16 protein-coding genes are annotated in these 18,808 nt (G+C 59.0%); 8 read left to right on the top strand and 8 right to left on the bottom strand.

Annotated elements, in window-relative coordinates; translation table 11 throughout:
• Positions 1 to 59 precede the first annotated feature (59 nt).
• Both upp and USG84_RS19525 read right to left on the bottom strand, forming a co-directional pair.
• On the bottom strand, positions 60 to 686 hold the full coding sequence (upp, locus tag USG84_RS19530; RefSeq protein WP_008501641.1) for a uracil phosphoribosyltransferase: 627 nt from the start codon (positions 684 to 686) through the stop codon (positions 60 to 62).
• 166 nt (positions 687 to 852) lie between these two features.
• The gene (locus USG84_RS19525) at positions 853 to 2,283 is read right to left on the bottom strand and encodes a 6-phospho-beta-glucosidase (RefSeq protein WP_151414094.1); all 1,431 of its coding nucleotides are present in this window, start codon (positions 2,281 to 2,283) and stop codon (positions 853 to 855) included.
• Between the two features lie 266 nt (positions 2,284 to 2,549).
• Here USG84_RS19525 and purM point away from each other — a divergent pair, with 266 nt between their 5' ends.
• From purM to ppx, 4 genes are all read left to right on the top strand, one after another.
• The gene (purM, locus tag USG84_RS19520) at positions 2,550 to 3,587 is read left to right on the top strand and encodes a phosphoribosylformylglycinamidine cyclo-ligase (protein WP_151414095.1); all 1,038 of its coding nucleotides are present in this window, start codon (positions 2,550 to 2,552) and stop codon (positions 3,585 to 3,587) included.
• Complete coding sequence (purN, locus tag USG84_RS19515) at positions 3,584 to 4,225, top strand: phosphoribosylglycinamide formyltransferase (RefSeq protein WP_061097422.1); 642 nt, start codon at positions 3,584 to 3,586, stop codon at positions 4,223 to 4,225. The genes purM and purN overlap by 4 nt, the downstream gene beginning before the upstream one ends.
• Before the next feature lie 183 nt (positions 4,226 to 4,408).
• Complete coding sequence (gene ppk1, locus USG84_RS19510) at positions 4,409 to 6,469, top strand: polyphosphate kinase 1 (protein ID WP_028014033.1); 2,061 nt, start codon at positions 4,409 to 4,411, stop codon at positions 6,467 to 6,469.
• Between the two features lie 3 nt (positions 6,470 to 6,472).
• A complete protein-coding gene (gene ppx / locus USG84_RS19505) occupies positions 6,473 to 8,011 on the top strand; it encodes an exopolyphosphatase (protein WP_061097421.1) in 1,539 nt (512 codons plus the stop codon).
• Positions 8,012 to 8,015: 4 nt separating this feature from the next.
• On the opposite strand, the gene USG84_RS19500 is transcribed toward ppx, so the two are convergent.
• Positions 8,016 to 10,256 carry an EAL domain-containing protein gene (locus tag USG84_RS19500; protein ID WP_061099633.1) on the bottom strand — a complete coding sequence of 747 codons (2,241 nt, stop codon included), beginning with the start codon at positions 10,254 to 10,256 and terminating at the stop codon, positions 8,016 to 8,018.
• A gap of 370 nt (positions 10,257 to 10,626) precedes the next feature.
• On the opposite strand from USG84_RS19500, the gene USG84_RS19495 reads away from it, so the two are divergent.
• Positions 10,627 to 10,797 carry a YfgG family protein gene (locus USG84_RS19495; protein ID WP_071888235.1) on the top strand — a complete coding sequence of 57 codons (171 nt, stop codon included), beginning with the start codon at positions 10,627 to 10,629 and terminating at the stop codon, positions 10,795 to 10,797.
• Here USG84_RS19495 and USG84_RS19490 read toward each other — a convergent pair.
• Positions 10,794 to 11,684, bottom strand: coding sequence for a LysR family transcriptional regulator (locus USG84_RS19490; RefSeq protein WP_151414096.1), 891 nt, complete (start codon positions 11,682 to 11,684; stop codon positions 10,794 to 10,796). The two genes, USG84_RS19495 and USG84_RS19490, sit on opposite strands and share 4 nt — an antisense overlap.
• 97 nt (positions 11,685 to 11,781) lie before the next feature.
• On the opposite strand from USG84_RS19490, the gene USG84_RS19485 reads away from it, so the two are divergent.
• A complete protein-coding gene (locus USG84_RS19485; RefSeq protein ID WP_320738429.1) occupies positions 11,782 to 12,954 on the top strand; it encodes an MFS transporter in 1,173 nt (390 codons plus the stop codon).
• On the opposite strand, the gene USG84_RS19480 is transcribed toward USG84_RS19485, so the two are convergent.
• Positions 12,951 to 13,676, bottom strand: coding sequence for an SDR family oxidoreductase (locus USG84_RS19480; RefSeq protein WP_080442047.1), 726 nt, complete (start codon positions 13,674 to 13,676; stop codon positions 12,951 to 12,953). The genes USG84_RS19485 and USG84_RS19480 overlap by 4 nt on opposite strands.
• A 211-nt stretch (positions 13,677 to 13,887) precedes the next feature.
• Between USG84_RS19480 and USG84_RS19475 the strand changes: the two genes are divergently transcribed.
• On the top strand, positions 13,888 to 14,349 hold the full coding sequence (locus USG84_RS19475; protein WP_320738428.1) for a DUF6130 family protein: 462 nt from the start codon (positions 13,888 to 13,890) through the stop codon (positions 14,347 to 14,349).
• Between the two features lie 11 nt (positions 14,350 to 14,360).
• Entirely contained in the window at positions 14,361 to 15,104 is a 744-nt protein-coding gene (locus USG84_RS19470; RefSeq protein ID WP_320738427.1) for an alpha/beta hydrolase, read from the top strand.
• A gap of 54 nt (positions 15,105 to 15,158) precedes the next feature.
• Here USG84_RS19470 and iolB read toward each other — a convergent pair whose 3' ends face one another.
• From iolB to USG84_RS19455, 3 genes are read right to left on the bottom strand one after another with little or no spacing between them, the layout of a single operon-like run.
• On the bottom strand, positions 15,159 to 15,983 hold the full coding sequence (gene iolB / locus USG84_RS19465; RefSeq protein WP_151414097.1) for a 5-deoxy-glucuronate isomerase: 825 nt from the start codon (positions 15,981 to 15,983) through the stop codon (positions 15,159 to 15,161).
• Between the two features lie 9 nt (positions 15,984 to 15,992).
• Entirely contained in the window at positions 15,993 to 16,883 is an 891-nt protein-coding gene (gene iolE, locus USG84_RS19460) for a myo-inosose-2 dehydratase (protein WP_151414098.1), read from the bottom strand.
• An 11-nt stretch (positions 16,884 to 16,894) separates the two neighbouring features.
• On the bottom strand, positions 16,895 to 18,799 hold the full coding sequence (locus USG84_RS19455) for a bifunctional 5-dehydro-2-deoxygluconokinase/5-dehydro-2-deoxyphosphogluconate aldolase (RefSeq protein WP_320738426.1): 1,905 nt from the start codon (positions 18,797 to 18,799) through the stop codon (positions 16,895 to 16,897).
• Positions 18,800 to 18,808 lie beyond the last annotated feature (9 nt).

The following is an 18,808-nucleotide window of genomic DNA, read 5'->3' as shown; positions in this document are numbered from 1 at the left end:
TTGGTGTTTTATTCAAAAAAAAGCCGACTATCAAAGTCGGCTTATTTATCGTTATTCGATTATTTCGTACCAAAGATCTTATCGCCGGCATCGCCGAGCCCCGGGATGATGTACCCGTGCTCGTTCAGCCCCTGGTCGATAGACGCGGTGTACAGCTCAACGTCCGGGTGCGCTTTTTCCAGCGCCGCGATCCCTTCCGGTGCCGCCACCAGAACCAGCACCTTAATGCTGCTGCAGCCCGCTTTTTTCAGCAGGTCGATGGTGGCGATCATTGAACCGCCGGTTGCCAGCATTGGGTCAACCACCAGCGCCATACGCTCGTCGATGTTAGAGACCAGCTTCTGGAAGTAAGGTACCGGCTCCAGCGTCTCTTCGTTACGGTAGATACCGACCACGCTGATGCGCGCGCTCGGTACGTGCTCCAGCACGCCTTCCATCATGCCAAGGCCGGCACGCAGGATAGGCACCACGGTAATTTTCTTACCTTTGATCTGCTCAACCTGCACCGGGCCGTTCCAGCCTTCGATGGTCACTTTTTCTGTTTCCAGATCAGAGGTTGCTTCGTAGGTCAGCAGGCTGCCCACTTCAGAAGCCAGTTCGCGAAAACGCTTCGTGCTGATGTCATGCTCACGCATCAGGCCCAACTTGTGTTTAACGAGTGGGTGTTTCACTTCCACAATCTTCATTCTCTTTCTCCTCTGAGGTGGCATCCGCAAAAAAATCGCGGGATTATACCGCTTTTTTCGGATTGCGCCATACCCAACTTGCTTGACGTATATCAAGCAAAGTGATTTAGAGACAAAAAAAACCGGAGGCGAGCCTCCGGCTTGGGTGCGGGGTGCCACCGAGCAATTATAGCTGCTCGCCGTTGCTCGCAATCACCTGCTTATACCAGTCGAACGATTTCTTCTTGCTGCGGTTCAGGGTGCCGTTTCCTTCGTTGTCTTTATCCACAAAGATAAAGCCGTAGCGTTTTTTCATTTCGCCGGTTCCGGCAGACACCAGGTCGATACAGCCCCACGGGGTGTAGCCCATCAGATCCACGCCGTCTTCCACCACCGCTTTTTTCATCTCGCGGATGTGCGCGGAAAGGTAGTCGATGCGGTACTGGTCGTTCACCGTGCCGTCGCTCTCCTGCACGTCGATTGCGCCAAAGCCGTTCTCAACGATAAACAGCGGCAGCTGGTAGTGATCCCAGAACCAGTTCAGGGAGTAGCGCAGCCCGACCGGATCAATCTGCCAGCCCCAGTCGGATTTCTGCACGTAAGGGTTGGAGACCAGGCTCTTGCTCTCGTCGTAGTCCAGCTGCGGGTTGTCCGCCGTCGCTTTGGTGGTAAAGGACATGTAATAGCTGAAGCCGATGTAATCCACGCAGCCCTGCTTCAGCGCGGCTTTATCTTCTTCGGTAATATCCAGCGCGAAGCCGCGACGTTCGAAGTAGTTGAGCAGATGCTGCGGATACTTGCCGCGCACGTGAACGTCGGTAAACCAGTAGCGGCGGTGCATGGCGTTCATCGCCATCATCACGTCGTCCGGCGCGCAGGTCAGCGGATAGATAGGACACATGGCAATCATGCAGCCGATCTGCAGCGACGGGTTAATCTCGCGCCCCGCCTTCACCGCCAGGGCGCTGGCCACCAGCTCGTAGTGCGCGGCCTGGAACATCACCGGCTCGCGGTCTTCACCCGGCGCGTACTTCAGCCCGGAGTTGGTAAACGGCGCAAAGTCTTCGTGGAAGTTGGCCTGGTTATTGATCTCGTTAAAGGTCATCCAGTACTTCACTTTGTGCTGGTAGCGCTCAAAAACGACCTTCGCAAAGCGGACAAAGAAATCGATCAGCTTACGGTTGCGCCAGCCGCCGTATTCCGTCACCAGGTGGAACGGCATCTCAAAGTGGGAAAGCGTAATAACCGGTTCGATGCCGTACTTCAGGCATTCGTCGAACAGATCGTCATAGAATTTCAGGCCCGCCTCGTTCGGCTCAAGCTCGTCGCCTTTCGGGAAGATACGCGTCCAGGCGATGGAGGTACGGAAGCATTTGAACCCCATCTCGGCAAAGAGTTTGATGTCTTCTTTATAGCGGTGGTAGAAGTCGATGGCCTCATGGTTAGGGTAATTTTTCCCCTCCAGCACGCCGTTGGTGATTTCACGCGGCACGCCGTGCGCCCCCGCCGTCATAACGTCGGCAACGCTTACGCCCTTGCCGCCCTCTTTCCAGCCGCCCTCAAGCTGGTGCGCCGCAACGGCCCCACCCCACAGAAAATCTGCTTTAAATCCTGACATTCGCTTTCCCTCATTCTGCGTTATTTTCTGCAAAAACAATTACAGAAACCGGTTTCAGTTCGATGATGTGCAAAGGGGATATTCGTTGCAAGCAGATCGCCGAAACCGGTTTCATTTTCGTGAACGGAGTCAAGTTTGGCTGCATTTACGGGCTATACAGAAAAAAAGATCCCCACGTCCAGAATAGGCTCGCAAACGTTTGCCTGGACTGTTAGAATTGCGCCGATTTTTCTTACTAGCTATGCAATCGCGTGGGGATTTAAGCCGTGACCAACAAAACTTCTCTCAGCTACAAAGATGCCGGTGTTGATATTGACGCAGGTAATGCGCTGGTTGACCGAATCAAAGGTGTGGTGAAGAAAACCCGCCGCCCGGAAGTGATGGGTGGTCTGGGTGGATTCGGCGCACTGTGCGCGCTGCCGCAAAAATATCGTGAACCTGTTCTGGTCTCGGGTACTGACGGTGTAGGCACCAAGCTGCGCCTGGCGATGGATTTAAAACGTCACGACACGATCGGTATCGATCTGGTCGCGATGTGTGTGAACGACCTGGTGGTTCAGGGCGCAGAGCCGCTGTTCTTCCTCGATTACTACGCGACCGGCAAACTGGATGTGGATACCGCAGCCAGCGTTATTAACGGTATCGCCGAAGGCTGTCTGCAGTCCGGCTGTGCGCTGGTGGGCGGTGAAACCGCTGAAATGCCGGGCATGTACCACGGCGAAGATTATGACGTCGCGGGCTTCTGCGTCGGCGTAGTAGAAAAATCAGAAATTATCGACGGCAGCAAAGTGGCCGATGGCGATGTGCTGATCGCGCTGGCCTCCAGCGGCCCGCACTCTAACGGCTACTCTCTGGTGCGTAAAATTCTCGAAGTGAGCGGCTGCGACCCGCTGACCACCGAGCTGGACGGCAAACCGCTGGCCGACCACCTGCTGGCCCCAACCCGCATCTACGTGAAGAACTTGCTGGAGCTGATCGAAAACGTTGACGTTCACGCCATTGCCCACCTGACCGGCGGCGGCTTCTGGGAAAACATTCCGCGCGTGCTGCCGGACAACACTCAGGCGGTGATCGACGAATCCTCATGGCAGTGGCCAGCCGTTTTCAACTGGCTGCAGACCGCAGGCAACGTGAGCTCTCACGAAATGTACCGCACCTTCAACTGCGGCGTGGGCATGGTTATCGCCCTGCCCGCAAGTGAAGCGGATAAAGCGGTTAAGCTGCTGACCGAAAAAGGTGAAAACGCGTGGAAAATCGGTACGATTAAAGCCTCCGATTCCGAACAGCGTGTGGTCATTGAATGAAAAACATCGTGGTGCTTATTTCCGGCAACGGAAGCAATTTGCAGGCAATCATAGACGCCTGCAAACAGAAGAAAATCAATGGCACCATTCGGGCAGTTTTCAGCAACAAGGCCGACGCGTTCGGCCTTGAGCGCGCGCGGGAAGCGAACATTCCTGCGCACGCGCTGGAAGCCAGTCAGTTCGCCGGACGTGAAGCCTTTGACCGCGAGCTGGTGCAGGAGATTGACGCCTACGCGCCGGACGTGGTGGTGCTGGCGGGCTATATGCGTATTCTGAGCCCGGCCTTCGTCGAACATTACGCCGGTCGTCTGCTGAATATTCACCCTTCCCTGCTGCCAAAATATCCCGGCCTGCACACCCATCGACAGGTGCTGGAAAACGGCGACGAGGAACACGGCACCTCCGTCCATTTCGTGACCGACGAGCTGGACGGCGGCCCGGTGATCCTGCAGGCGAAAGTCCCGGTCTTTGACGGCGACAACGAAGACGACGTGACCGAACGCGTGCAGGCTCAGGAACACGCCATTTACCCGCTGGTGGTAAGCTGGTTTGTCGACGGGCGTCTGGCGATGCGCGACGGCGCGGCCTGGCTGGACGGCGTGAAGTTACCCCCGCAGGGTTATGCGGCCGAAGAGTAGTTTGCTATGTCGGGTGGCGCTCCGCTTACCCGATATTCCCTCCCCCAACCCGCTAAATTCCCCAACAAAAAAAATAACTGTCATACTTTTCTGGCACTGTTGGACATATCGTGGAAATGCTCGCCATAATAAGGACGAGACGGATTTACCACGTCCTGTGATTGAACTGGAGTGTGAGCTGTAATGGGTCAGGAAAAGTTATATATCGAGAAAGAGCTAAGCTGGTTAGCATTTAACGAACGTGTACTCCAGGAAGCGGCAGACAAAAGTAACCCGCTGATCGAACGCATGCGTTTTTTAGGCATTTATTCCAACAACCTGGATGAGTTCTACAAGGTTCGCTTTGCCGAGCTGAAAAGACGGATCATCATCAGCGAAGAACAGGGCTTAAACTCGCACTCGCGGCATCTGCTGGGCAAAATCCAGTCCCGCGTGTTGAAAGCCGATCAGGAATTTGACGGCCTTTATAACGAACTGCTGCTGGAGATGGCGCGCAATCAAATCTTCCTGATTAACGAACGTCAGCTTTCCGTTAACCAACAAAACTGGCTGCGCCACTACTTTAAACAGTACCTGCGCCAGCACATTACCCCGATTCTCATCAACCGCGAAACCGATCTGGTGCAGTTCCTGAAGGATGACTACACCTACCTGGCGGTGGAAATTATTCGCGGTGAATCCATCCGTTACGCCCTGCTGGAGATCCCGTCCGACAAGGTGCCGCGCTTTGTGAACCTGCCGCCGGAAACCCCGCGCAGACGCAAGCCGATGATCCTTCTGGATAACATCCTCCGCTACTGTCTGGACGACATTTTCAAAGGCTTCTTCGATTACGATGCGTTAAACGCCTACTCGATGAAAATGACCCGTGACGCCGAATATGACCTGGTGCACGAGATGGAAGCCAGCCTGATGGAGCTGATGTCCTCCAGCCTGAAACAGCGCCTGACGGCCGAACCGGTGCGTTTTGTCTATCAGCGCGATATGCCGGACGCCATGGTGGAGATGCTGCGCGAGAAGCTGACCATTTCGCGCTATGACTCCATCGTGCCGGGTGGCCGTTACCACAACTTTAAAGACTTCATTGGCTTCCCGAACGTCGGCAAAGCCAATCTGGTGAACAAGCCGCTGCCGCGCCTGCGTCATATCTGGTTCGATAAGTTCCGCAACGGGTTCGACGCCATTCGCGAACGCGACGTGCTGCTCTACTACCCGTACCACACGTTTGAACACGTGCTGGAGCTGCTGCGTCAGGCGTCGTTCGACCCGAACGTGCTGGCGATCAAAATCAACATCTACCGCGTGGCAAAAGATTCCCGCATCATCGACGCGATGATCCACGCGGCGCACAACGGCAAAAAAGTGACCGTGGTGGTTGAGCTGCAGGCGCGCTTCGACGAAGAGGCGAACATCCACTGGGCGCGCCGCCTGACGGAAGCGGGCGTGCACGTGATCTTCTCCGCGCCGGGGCTGAAAATTCACGCCAAGCTGTTCCTGATCTCGCGTAAAGAGGGCGACGACGTGGTGCGCTACGCCCACATCGGCACCGGGAACTTTAACGAAAAAACCGCGCGGATTTACACCGACTATTCGCTGCTGACCGCCGACGCGCGCATCACCAACGAGGTGCGCCGGGTCTTTAACTTTATCGAAAACCCATACCGCCCGGTGAGCTTTGACTATCTGCTGGTCTCGCCGCAGAACTCGCGCCGCCTGCTGTACGATATGATCGATAAAGAGATCGCCAATGCCCAGAAAGGCTTGTCGTCCGGCATCACGCTGAAGCTTAACAACCTGGTCGATAAAGGACTGGTGGACAGGCTGTATGCCGCGTCCAGCTCCGGCGTACCGGTTAACCTGCTGATCCGCGGCATGTGTTCGCTTATCCCGGAACTGGAAGGCATTAGCGACAATATTCGCGTTATCAGCATTGTTGACCGCTACCTGGAGCACGATCGGGTCTATATTTTCGATAATGCGGGTGATAAACAGGTCTATCTCTCTTCAGCAGACTGGATGACGCGCAATATTGACTATCGAATTGAAGTCGCGACGCCGCTGCTGGATCCGCGTCTGAAACAGCGTATCCTCGACATTATCGAGATCCTGTTCAGCGATACGGTGAAGGCGCGCTATATCGACAAAGAACTCAGTAACCGCTACGTACCGCGCGGCAACCGCCGTAAAGTGCGGTCACAGCTGGCGATTTACGACTATATCAAATCACTCGAGCAACCCGATTAACCTATGCCGATAAATGATAAGACCCCACGCCCGCAGGAATACGCCGCGGTCGATCTTGGCTCTAACAGTTTTCACATGGTCATCGCCCGTGAGGTGGATGGCGCGCTGCAGATCATCGGTCGTCTGAAGCAGCGCGTACACCTGGCGGATGGGCTTGATGAGCGCAGCATGCTCAGCGAAGAGGCGATGGAGCGCGGCCTCAACTGCCTGTCGCTGTTTGCTGAACGCCTGCAGGGCTTCTCGCCCTCCAGCGTGTGCATCGTGGGCACCCACACGCTGCGCCAGGCGCTGAACGCGCCGGAGTTCCTCAAGCGGGCCGAAAAAGTGATCCCCTACCCGATTGAGATCATCTCCGGTAACGAGGAGGCGCGTCTGATATTCATGGGCGTGGAGCACACCCAGCCGGAAAAAGGGCGCAAGCTGGTGATCGACATCGGCGGCGGCTCAACGGAGCTGGTGATCGGCGAAGACTTTGAGCCGCGCCTGGTGGAGAGCCGTCGCATGGGCTGCGTCAGCTTCGCGCAGATGTACTTCCCGGGCGGTACCATCACCCGTGAGAACTTCCAGCGGGCAAAAATGGCTGCGATCCAGAAGCTGGAGAATCTGGCCTGGCAGTACCGCATTCAGGGCTGGAACGTGGCGCTGGGCGCGTCGGGCACCATCAAGGCGGCGCATGAAGTGCTGCTGGCGATGGGTGAAAAAGACGGCTTTATCACGCCTGAACGCCTGACGTTGCTGACCGAAGAGGTGCTGAAGCATAAAAGTTTTGACGCCCTAAGCCTGCCGGGGCTTTCCGACGAGCGTAAGGCAGTTTTCGTGCCGGGCCTGGCTATTCTCTGCGGCGTGTTTGACGCCCTGGCGATTAAAGAGCTGCGCCTCTCCGACGGCGCGCTGCGTGAGGGCGTGCTGTACGAGATGGAAGGCCGCTTCCGTCATCAGGACATTCGCAGCCGCACCGCGCAGAGCCTGGCCAACCAGTACAACATCGACCGCGAGCAGGCGAAGCGCGTGCTGGAAACCACGGTGCAGATGTACGAGCAGTGGCAGGAGCAGAACCCCAAGCTGGCGCACCCGCAGCTTGCCGCCCTGCTGAAGTGGGCCGCGATGCTGCACGAGGTGGGGCTGAACATCAACCACAGCGGGATGCACCGCCATTCGGCCTATATTCTGCAAAACAGCGATCTCCCTGGCTTCAACCAGGAACAGCAAACCATGATGGCGACGCTGGTGCGCTATCACCGCAAAGCCATCAAGCTCGACGATCTGCCGCGCTTCACGCTGTTCAAGAAAAAGCAGTTCCTGCCGCTTATTCAGCTGCTGCGCCTGGGCGTGCTGCTGAATAATCAGCGTCAGGCCACCACCACACCGCCGACGCTGAAGCTGAAAACCGACGATCACCACTGGACGCTGAGCTTCCCGCACGACTGGTTCAGCCAGAACGCGCTGGTCCTGCTGGACCTGGAAAAAGAGCAGCAGTACTGGGAAGCGGTCACCGGCTGGCTGCTCAAAATCGAGGAAGAGAGCGCCGACGTCGCCGCGTAATGGCTCAGGCGTCCGCCGTGGACGCCTCTGCTTCCAGCAGTGACTCAAGCGCTGCCGGTCTGCCAATCAGATAGCCCTGCACATAATCGATGCCTAGCGCGTGCACCGCGCTACGTATCTCTTCGGTCTCGACATATTCCGCCACCACCAGCATCTTCTTCATGCGCGCCAGATGGCAAATAGAGGCCACAATCTGGTAATCCAGGCTGTTGCTGACGATATTGCGAATAAAGCTGCCGTCAATCTTGAGGATGTCTGCGTCCACGCTTTTCAGCCGCGCATAGCTCGCATAGCCGGTACCGAAGTCATCAATCGCAATGCGTACCCCCATTTTCTGCAGCTGGCTAAGGATGTGAAGCCCCTGCTCCGCGTTGCTGAAGGTGCTGCACTCCGTCACTTCAAAGATCAGCTGCCACGGCTCAATGGCATATTTCGCCAGCAGGCGACTCACCTCAAGCGGGAACTGCACCCGACACACCGTTGAAGGAGCCAGATTAATGGCAAAGCGCTGGCCGGGCAGTCGTTCACGATGCGCGGCGAGGAAGCGCAGCGTATGCTCCAGCACCCACAAATCCACCCGCGAAGAGAGGCCGAACTCCTGGGCTATCGGCAGGAATTGTTCAGGGGAGATCAACAGTCCGTTTGCGTCCGTCATCCGCAGCAAAACCTCGTGATAGCTATCGCCGCGCAGGCCGCGTACGGGCTGAACGAGCAGCGTGAATGCGTTGTTATCCAGCGCACGCTGCAGGCGACTCATCACCGCGACTTTATCCTTCAGGCTGCGCTGCAGATGCACGGCACCGCGCTGCTGGAGATTTTCCGGGTGGTTAGAGGAGAGCGACAGATCGGCCACCACTCCCAGCTCACCCAGCACCAGATAGAGGTGGTTAACCGGCGAACGCACATAGCAGTAGCTCACGCCCACCTGCGGCTGCAGCGGCATGCCGTCCCAGACAAAGCGGAACTGCTTGATGTGCTCGTCCAGGGTTTCAATCCGCTGCTGGTGCGATTCGGCGTTAAGGCGAACCGCCATGTCACAGCCCGTCAGGTGATAGACCTGCTCATTGGGCTGGAGCGTACCGTTTACCCACTGCGCCAGCTGCTGCTTGTACTGAATGCGCAGTAACACGCCATAGTTACGGCCCAGGATTTCCAGCTCCGGAACGCGGAGTAAACAGAGCGCCGACCAGGGGTTTTTCGCCAGATCGCGCGAGAGCGCCCGCAGGTTAGGCATATGCAGAACCGGGTCGAGCAGCGCCAGCCTGCGGGAGCGCTTGTTCACCGCCCGCTGCCGGGTCGCCAGCATCGACATGTAAATCACCACAAAGGAGAAGACCAGATAGCTGGAAGAGGTGATCGCCAGCTGAATGTCGTACCCCTGGTTCACGGGGATATAGCGGTAAAAATAGTGAATAGACACCAGCAGTATCGGGATCCAGATAAGCGAAATCAGCTTATAGCCAAAGCGCATCGCCCCCCAGAGCATCACCGGCATCAGCAGCGACAGTGTGTAGTTAGTGGTGAAAATCGAACTGTTTTCATTCATCGGCAGCAGCAGAAGCGAAAGCAGCCCGGCAAGCGCAATGGCCCAAATCAGAAACTCCGCGAGCGTCACCTTTTTGTCTATCTGGGTACGGATCTGCGAGATGAGGCTTTTAAGATAGCGCGGATGACGAATCAGGCGGATCAGCAGATAACTTAACGGCACGCCCGTCAGTCCGCTGACCAGCAGGGCCTGATAGTTAATCAGCGTGCGAATATTGAGGGGGTTAAGCCCTGCCAGGCTCTGGCGACTCTCATACACGCCCAGATACACCGCAAACTGGAACAGCAGCAGAAACAGCGTCGCGGGGCAGAAGGCCTGCCAGAAGATGCGCTGCGCCATCAGCCGTACGTCGCCGTACGCCGTCATATTGCGTCTGGGCGCAAACACCCGGTAGCCGCCCCAGCTAAGCACTATAGGGACAATAAAATGGAGCACGCCGGCGACGGTTTCAAACATCCCGACCGACGGGTAATAGCGGATAAACAGCGACAATACGATCCCGGGAAGGGCTTCCAGGCCAAAAAACATCATCAGCGAAAGCAAAAACGAGAGCGGTAAATAATAGAGTGCCGCTATCCCGTCGCCCAGCTGGGTGAACGTATTCGCCACGCTCAGTACGGGAAGTAAAACCACCGGTAAAATAAGCGGCAAAGACCACCAGCGGTGTTTATTCTTTTTCAGAAAAGCGAAAATATTCATAGATGCCCGGTTAAACCCCTTTTTCTCCAGAGGGAAAATAAGACAGGCATCCAACCTGACCTGGCGCCGCCCGGCGACGTGCGGGGCGAACGGTATGGAGGAGGGATTTTAAATATCAGGGCCGGGAATCCGTTGACATAAATCAAACTATTTTACGCAAATAAGCCTTGCACAGCGTTTTTTTGAAATAATTTTCTTCATATTATCAATATGGTAAATGCAATTATTAATTTCAATAACAATAATTAATGTAAGCATTGACGGTTATTTACACATGACGGAATTGACCCTCTCTTTCCGCTGTGCCTTAATATCCCCGTCGCCCAGAAGGGCATGCCCAGGAAAAAAGAGAGTGAGTCAGGCCACGCGTATGCGCAAACGACACCGTTTTAACACCCGAATGACCCGCATCATACTGCTCATTAGCTTTCTGTTTTTCTTTGGCCGCTTCGTTTACTCTTCCATCGGCGCCTGGTATCACCACCAGGACAAAGTCCAGTCACAGCAGTCCAGCCTTAACGTCGACGCCGCTGACCGCTAGCCCTGCGGAGGGTTTTGCACCAGCCGAATAATCCCCGCGATCCCTTTGCTGAGGATCTTGTCCTGCCGCATCACGATGGCCAGCTGCCGCTGCAGCATGGGCGTGAGCGACATGACGCAGAGCCCTTCACGGTCAGCGTCATGCTCAACCGCCATTCGCGGAACGATACTGTAGCCGAGCCCCACGCGAACCATACGCTTGATCGCCTCAATGCTGCCAAGCTGCATCACCGGCGCGATCGCTAACCCATTGGCCGCAAACCAGCCATCAATCAGCGCCCGTGTTCCGCTGCCAGACTCAAAGGCGATCAGCGGCTGAGCATGAAGCGCCTCCGGGGTTAACTCCCTGAAAGCGTCCTGCTGCTCCCGCGAGGCGATAAAAACAAACTCCTCGTCCATCACCGGCATAACGTCCAGCGCTCTGCCGCTGACCGGCAGCGTCACCAGCCCCATATCGAGACGGTTCTCTTCGATAGCCCTGACGATATCGAGGGTGTTGCCCGTCGTTACGCCCACCCGCAGGAGCGGATAGTCGCGGCGCAGCTGCGCCAGCAGGGGCGGCAGAAGATGGATGCAGGCCGTCGCCCCCGTGCCAAGGGTAATGGTCCCGCTGACATCGTGGCTGAACGCGCTCACGGACCGGAGGGTTTCGTCCACGACCTGCTGAATGCGCTCTCCGTGCACCAGCAGTGACTCTCCGGCCGCCGTGGCCTTAATGCCCCGCCCGGTACGCTCCACCAGCCGCGTTTGCAGAAACTGCTCCAGCTGGCGTATTTGCAGGCTAACCGCGGGCTGGGAAATGCCCAGCAGATCCGCCGCCGCGGAAAAGCTGCCGCGCTGGATCACCAGACGGAACGTCGCGAGATAGCCAAGGTTAAGCGTCGTCATTCAAAGTTTCTCTTATACAGCGCATAAGGTTGCAGGCCTGCCAGCACAATACCGCGCTCGCTATGCTCAGGACAACTGCATAACGGAATGAAAAACAATGGAAACACCTGCCCTGCCTCGTCGCCTTGCCCTCACTGCCGGATGTAATCAGCTTATCAACTGGGGGATCTCGTTTTACCTGCCCGGCACCTTTGCGCGGGCGATTTCAGCCGACCGGGGGTGGTCAGCGCCGCAGATTTACCTCGGCCTGACGCTGGCGATGCTGGTGATGGCCGCGGTCTCCCCTTTCGTCGCCCGCCTGCTGGCACGCTTTGGCGGACAGAAAGTGGTGATGGGCGGAACGCTGCTGATTGCCGCAAGCTGCGCCGGTATGGCGTATACCCGGACGCTGTATGGCTGGTACGGTGCCTGGCTACTGTGCGGCATCGGGATGCGTCTGTCGCTGTATGACGCGCTGTTCGCCGCGCTGGTCAATCTTTATGGCCAGCAGGCACGCGGGACGATCTCACGTATTACGCTGATGGGCGGGCTGGCGTCTGCCGTCTTCTGGCCGCTGGGTGACGCTTTACTCAAGGTGATGGCATGGCAGGACGCGCTGAAAATCTACGCCCTCTTCGGATTACTGAGCGCCCTGCTGCTTCGCCACTTTCCGCGTCAGCGCTTTATGGTGAAGCCAAAAGCAAGCGCGCCGGTCTCGCCACGAGACAGGCGTAACGGCTGGCTGTATGCGACCTTTATTGCGCTCATTACCTTCGTCTCAAACGGGACCTCTACCCACCTCCCCGAGTTTATCGCCAGTTTCGGCCTGCCGGTCGCGGTCGGCATGCTGTGGGGGATCGGCCAGACGGGCGCGCGCTTTATGGAGGTGCTGGGGGGTGCACGCTTAACCCCGTTAAAACTCACGCTTTTTACTGCCCTTGCCATGCCGCTTTGTTTTCTCATCGGTCTGAGCAGCCCCCTGTTTGCCTGGTGTGCCGCCGGATTTGTGCTGGGCTATGGCGCAATTAACGGGCTGGTAACCATTGTCAAAGCGACCCTGCCGCTGGAGCTGTTCAGCGCGGAGCGTTACGCCAGCCGGACAGGCATGCTTCTCATCCCGGGCCAGATGATGGCCGCGGCTTCCCCGTTTGCCTTTGCGTGGCTGAATAAAACACTGGGTATTACGGGCACGCTGTGGTTTTCGGTGAGCCTGACGCTGATTATCGCGGGGCTGGCGGTGAGTATGTTGAGATCGCAACCGCAGCAGGGCGTCCCTGCCCTGAGCGACTAGAGCACAAAGCCACCGTCAATAGTCAGGCTCGCGCCCGTCATATATCCGGACTCCTCGCCAGCAAGCCATGCGGCAAGCGATGCGATCTCGTCCGGCTGCCCGATGCGCTGCAAAGGGATATGCGCCACGATCTGCTCCGCCATTCCGGCCGTCATATCCGTGGCAATGGGGCCGGGCTGGATGTTGTTAATGGTGATCCGCTTAGGCGCCAGATCCAGCGCCAGGTTCTGCACCATCGCAGCCACCGCGGCTTTACTCATTGCGTAAACGCTGCTTCCCGCATGCCCGGTCCGCACTGCGGTGTTGCTGCCAATGGTGATCACTCTGCCCCCTTCCGCCATCCCTTTTACTGCCGCCTGAATGGAGAGAAAAACGCCGCGCACGTTCACCGACAGCGTGGCATCCAGATCTTCCAGCGAATATTCCTCAAGCCTTCCCAGCCGCAGTACGCCTGCGTTCACGACGGCGACATCCAGCCTGCCGTAATGTTTAATCGTGGCATCAACCGCAGCCTGAATAGCGGCAGCGTCCGCGCTATCCGCATTAATCGCCAGCGCCTGCCCGCCCGCATCAGCAATGGATGAGACAAGCGCATTAGCCCGGTCCGGGCGTGATACCCACGTCACGGCAACGCGATACCCTTCCTTCGCCAGCCGCACCGCTATAGCCGCGCCAATTCCACGTGCGCCGCCGAAAATCAAAGCGACTTTTTGACTATTCATCATATTTTCTCCGGTCAGTTTGTGCACCCGATGGGTGCGCCTGGAGATACCATGCCAGCAAACAGCCTGCTGTGCCCGGGCAGAATGTATCACACTGTATCTGCCCCATCAGGCTTACGCGTCGATACAAAAACCCCGCATAAGCAAACAGGCGCGATACATAAAAATGGTCTGCTGTCTCTCGTGACATTACCCACGAGGAGATACCGAAATGATTCGCCAGCATCTGTTGCTTTCCATACTCGCCCTGACGACTTCCGTCTGCGCTGCCCCCCTGAGCGGCCTCAGCGCCGCCGACGTTAACGGCCCTGCCGCCGTTGCGCCGCTGGAACACCCGCAGCCGCCCGCCAGGCTGATCGTCGATCCCCCGCTCCCGGGCCCGCTGAGCAAAGGCGCGGTGTTTATTCAGTACCGGGCCGAAAACCTGCGCATCGAGCCGGTCTTCGGCCCCGAGGCGCTCAAGGTGACCCCGCGTATCGGACACATTCACGTGGTGGTGGACGGTGCGCCGTGGCACTGGGCTGACGCCAGCAGCGAGCCGGTGATCCTGGTGGGGCTGCCCGCCGGCAAGCACAAGGTAACGATCATCCTGGCCGACCCGACGCACAAGCCGCTCGACCACAAAACCATTGAATTCACCGTCCCGCCCCACGCGGCGGTCCACCATTTTTAAGGAGTCTGAACATGAAAGCATTGTCTGTACTGACGGCGGGCCTGCTGGCGCTTTCCGCCAGCGCCTTCGCGGAAAATAACACCAGCGTCGTGCTGGTGCACGGCGCGTTTGCCGACGGCAGCAGCTGGAATAAGGTGATCGCCCTGCTGCAAAAGCAGCACGACGAGGTGATTGCCGTCCAGCTCCCGCTCACCTCGCTTAAGGATGATGTTGCCGCCACGAAACGGGCCATCTCCCGGGCGCACGGCGACGTGGTGCTGGTGGGCCACTCCTGGGGCGGCACCGTCATTAGCGAGGCGGGCAACGATGCGCGGGTAAAATCGCTGGTGTATGTGGCGGCATTCGCGCCGGATTCCGGCCAGTCGACGGCGGATCTGGCGGGAAGCTACCCGCCGCCGCCGGGCAGCGCGGGCATCGCCAAAACGGCGGAGGGCTATTTATACCTGCCGACGGAAGCCGTCAGGAAGGACTTCGCGCCGGACGTGAAGCCGGGGGAACAAAACGCTATTGCGGCCACGCAGGGGCCGATTAAGGCCGATGCGTTTGGTGAAAAGGTGATCCACGCGGCGTGGCATGATAAACCGAGCTGGTTTGTGGTCAGCAAGAATGACCGGATGATCAACCCCGATCTGGAACGTGCGATGGCGAAGGCGATCCACGCGAAAACCACCGAGGTGGCGGCGAGCCACGTGTCGATGGTAAGCCAGCCGGAGGCCATCGCCCGGACGATTGAGCAGGCGGTTGAAGCAAAGTAAAATTTTGCGAATTAGAGGCCGGGTAAGCGCAGCGCCACCCGGCAAAAAACAGCCTCAGCCACCGCCATCTGCGGGATAATCCCGATTAATCCACGCGTGGTCCTCTTCCCAGGTGAACATCCATTTACGCACCGGCCCCGCCATCACGTTGAGGTAGTAGCTGTCATACCCGGCCATCGTCGCCACCGGGTGATACCCCTTCGGCACCATCACCACGTCACGGTTGTAGACCGCCATACACTCGTCCAGCGTTCTGTCGTCGGTGTAGACGCGCTGCATGCAGAACCCCTGCTCCGGGTTGAGGCGATGATAGTAGGTCTCCTCCAGATAGGTCTCCTGCGGCGGGTTATCCGTATCGTGCTTGTGGCTCGGGTACGAGCTGGTGCAGCCCTCGTTGGTCCACACCTCCACCACCAGCAGGCTGTCGGCGGGCCTGTCTTCCGGCAGAATGTTGTGCACGTAGCGCTGGTTGTGGCCCTTGCCGCGCGCTTCAGCGTCGATGTCCTGCGGGGCAATCAGCCGCGTCGGATACGTGCCCTTGCCCGGCGCGGCGCAGACCGCCAGCTCCAGCGCCGTCAGCGCCTTCACCTGCACCGTCTCCTGCGGGGTGACGTACACCGCCCACGGCTTGATGCGTTCAAAGGGGCTCATCCGCTCGCCGATGTCGTTAAACTGCGCGGAAGGGGTACTGATGGAGGCGCGTCCGGCGACCAGCACCAGGCAGCGCTCTTCCCTGACGGCGGGCAGCGTCAGCGTCTGCCCCTCCTGCAGCTCATACGCCTCAAACCCGACGTACCCCCACCCTGCGCGTTCCGGCGTGACGGACTGGGTGCGCCCCTCCGCGTTCGGCTGCTGCCAGCGTGATAACAGACGTGACATGTCACCTCCTCAAATAAGTCCGGCGTCGCGCGCCAGGCGGCTCAGGTTGTTATACCCCAGACGGGCGTAGGTCAGCGGATGGGCAATGGCCGGATCCTGCTCGGCCTCCACCACCAGCCAGCCGCGATAGTCCTGCACCTTCAGCAGCCGCATAATCGGCGGGTAATCCACGCAGCCGTCGCCCGGCACGGTAAACACGCCGCTCAGCACTGCATCGAGGAAGCTGGTTTTGCGGTTCTTTACGTCCGCCAGCACGTCGGCGCGCACGTCTTTGCAGTGAACGTGGTTGATGCGCGACGCCCAGCGCTGCGCCACCGCCAGCGGATCGGCCCCGGCAAAGGTCAGATGGCCGGTGTCCAGCAGCAGTCCGACCGCCTCCCCGGTGTGGGTCATCAGGTTGTCCACGTCGTCGGCGGACTCAATCACCGTGCCCATATGGTGATGGTAGGCAATCTGCACGCCCTGTTGCTGCGTATAGCGGGCAAATTCGGTGAGCTTCTCTCCGTACTCCTTCCAGCGTTCCTGCGGGAAGCGCGGACGCAGATGCACCGGGGTCTGCTGCTCGCCGTGAATGCAGCCGCTCACTTCCGCAAAGACCAGCACCTTCGCCCCCAGCTCGCGCAGCAGCGTCAGGTGCGGCTGCACGGCGGCGATCTCCTCCTCCACGCTGCGCTCCAGCAGGCGGCCGGAGTACCAGCCGGAGACCAGCTGCAGGTCGTGGCGCTGCAAAATCGGGCCAAGCAGGCGCGCTTCGCGAGGGAACTTATTGCCCAGCTCGAAGCCGGCAAAACCGGCCTCTTTTCCTTCGCTCAGGCAGGTCTCAAGCGACGTCTCCGCGCCGAGGGAAGGCAGATCGTCGTTCGTCCACGTCAGCGGGTTAATGCCCAGTTGTACACTCATTGTCATCTCCATTATGCGTGTCCGCGCTCGCGCCACCAGGCGATAAGCTGCAGGTAGTTGTCCCGGATGCGCGCCACCAGCTGCGCATCGTCAATATCGTGCTTCAGCCACGCGCGGGAGGCGTCGCCAAACAGCGTGCGCCCCACGGCGAAGCCTTTAACCAGCGGCTGCCCCGCTGCGGCCTTGAAGCCAGCGCGCAGCTGTTCCGCCGGAGCGTCCAGACCGAGAATCACCACCCCGCGGCAGTGCGGGTCCCGGCGTTCGATAATTTCGCCAAGCGCCGTCCAGCCGTCGGCGGAAAGCGGCGGCAGCTTCCACCAGTCCGGGTAAATGCCGAGGTTGTAGAAGCGGGAGATGGCGCGCAGGTAGAGCTCGTCGCTGCGCGGCATGCTGGCGGGCAGGATCACCTCCAGCAGCAGCTCGTGCCCGGACCGGCAGCAGGCGTGGTACACCTCGGCGATTTTCTGCTCCTGCTCCAGGCGCAGGCCGTGGGCGTCTTCCGGGTGGAAAAAGACCAGGCACTTCACCACGTGCTCCTGCGGCCAGCTGATAAGCTGGGTGCCGATGTTGCCGTGCTCCATCTCCAGCGGCCGGGAGCCCGGCAGCTCAATGGGGCGACCAATCCACCACCCTTCCCCGGTGATCGCGTTCAGCGCGTCCTGACCAAAGGTGCCGTCGCACAGCAGACCGGCTTTACCCTCCAGCCCGGCGCGGCTCGCCGCCTCGCGGCTGGCCTGCAGGATCAGCTGCTTCAGCGCCGGAATGCGCTTAAGCGACGCGCCGCACTGCATCGCCATATCCTCCAGCTGGCTGCGGTGGTCGAAGGCCATCACGCACAGCTCCGGCCACTCGCGGCGGCGGGTGGTGACCCGGTGCAGATGGTTAAGACGCGGGTCAAGATCCGGGCGCGGCACAACCGCAGCGCGGGAGAGATAGTCATCCAGCTCGATTTTGCTCGGCATCGCCGGGGCGCAGCCGTGGCGCGAAACCACCAGCGCGCCGCAGGCGTTGGCGTAGCGGCACGCCTGCTCCCAGCCCTCGTCGTTCAGGTAGCCGCGCAGCAGGCCGGACATAAACGCGTCCCCCGCGCCGAGGACGTTCAGCACCTCCACGCGCACGCCGGTGACCGTCAGGCCGTCGTCCAGCCGGGGCGGAATGGCGTCGGTATAGACCGAGCAGCCGAGCGCGCCGCGCTTGCAGACCAGCGCTGCTTCACTGACGGCGCGCACCTGCCCCAGCGCCTGCAGGGTATCCGTGCTGCCGCCCGCAATGTGGAACTCCTCTTCGGTGCCGACAATGACGTCGAAGAGGTGCAGCACTTCCTGCAGCTCGCGGGTGACCTGGTCGGCGGCGATAAATCGCGTTTCGCCGTCGCCTAAGGAAGTGAGCCCCCACAGCACCGGACGGTAGTCGATGTCCAGCACCGTGCGCACGCCGTGACGGCGGGCATAGCCCAGCGCCGTCAGCACCGCCTCGCGGGTCTGCGGATGAGAAAGGTGGGTCCCGGTGATGGCAAGACAACGTGCGGAGGCAATGTAGCTTTCGTCCACATCGCTGGCGGTAATCGCCATATCCGCGCAGTTATCGCGATAAAAAATCAGAGGAAAGGTGTCCCGGTCTTTAATGCCGAGTAGCACCAGCGCCGTGAGGCGCTCTTTATCGGTAATAAGATGGCTGGTATCGCAGCCTACCTGGCTGAGCTCTTCGCGCAGGAAGCGGCCCATATGTTCATCGCCAACGCGCGCCAGCATCGACGAGCGCAGGCCCTGACGCGCGGTGCCGTACGCCACGTTGCCCGATGACCCGCCGAGATATTTGGCGAAGCTCGACGCATCTTCCAGACGGGCACCAATCTGCTGACTGTAGAGGTCTACCGCCACGCGGCCCATGCATATCACATCAAACTGCTTTTCCACGTTGATACC

Source organism: Enterobacter sp. 168J2, from assembly GCF_034107265.1.
In the GTDB taxonomy this organism is placed as follows: Bacteria; Pseudomonadota; Gammaproteobacteria; order Enterobacterales; family Enterobacteriaceae; genus Enterobacter; species Enterobacter nematophilus.
The sequence above is the reverse complement of the archived record's forward strand: the minus strand, read 5'-3'. Positions and strand labels throughout refer to the sequence as shown.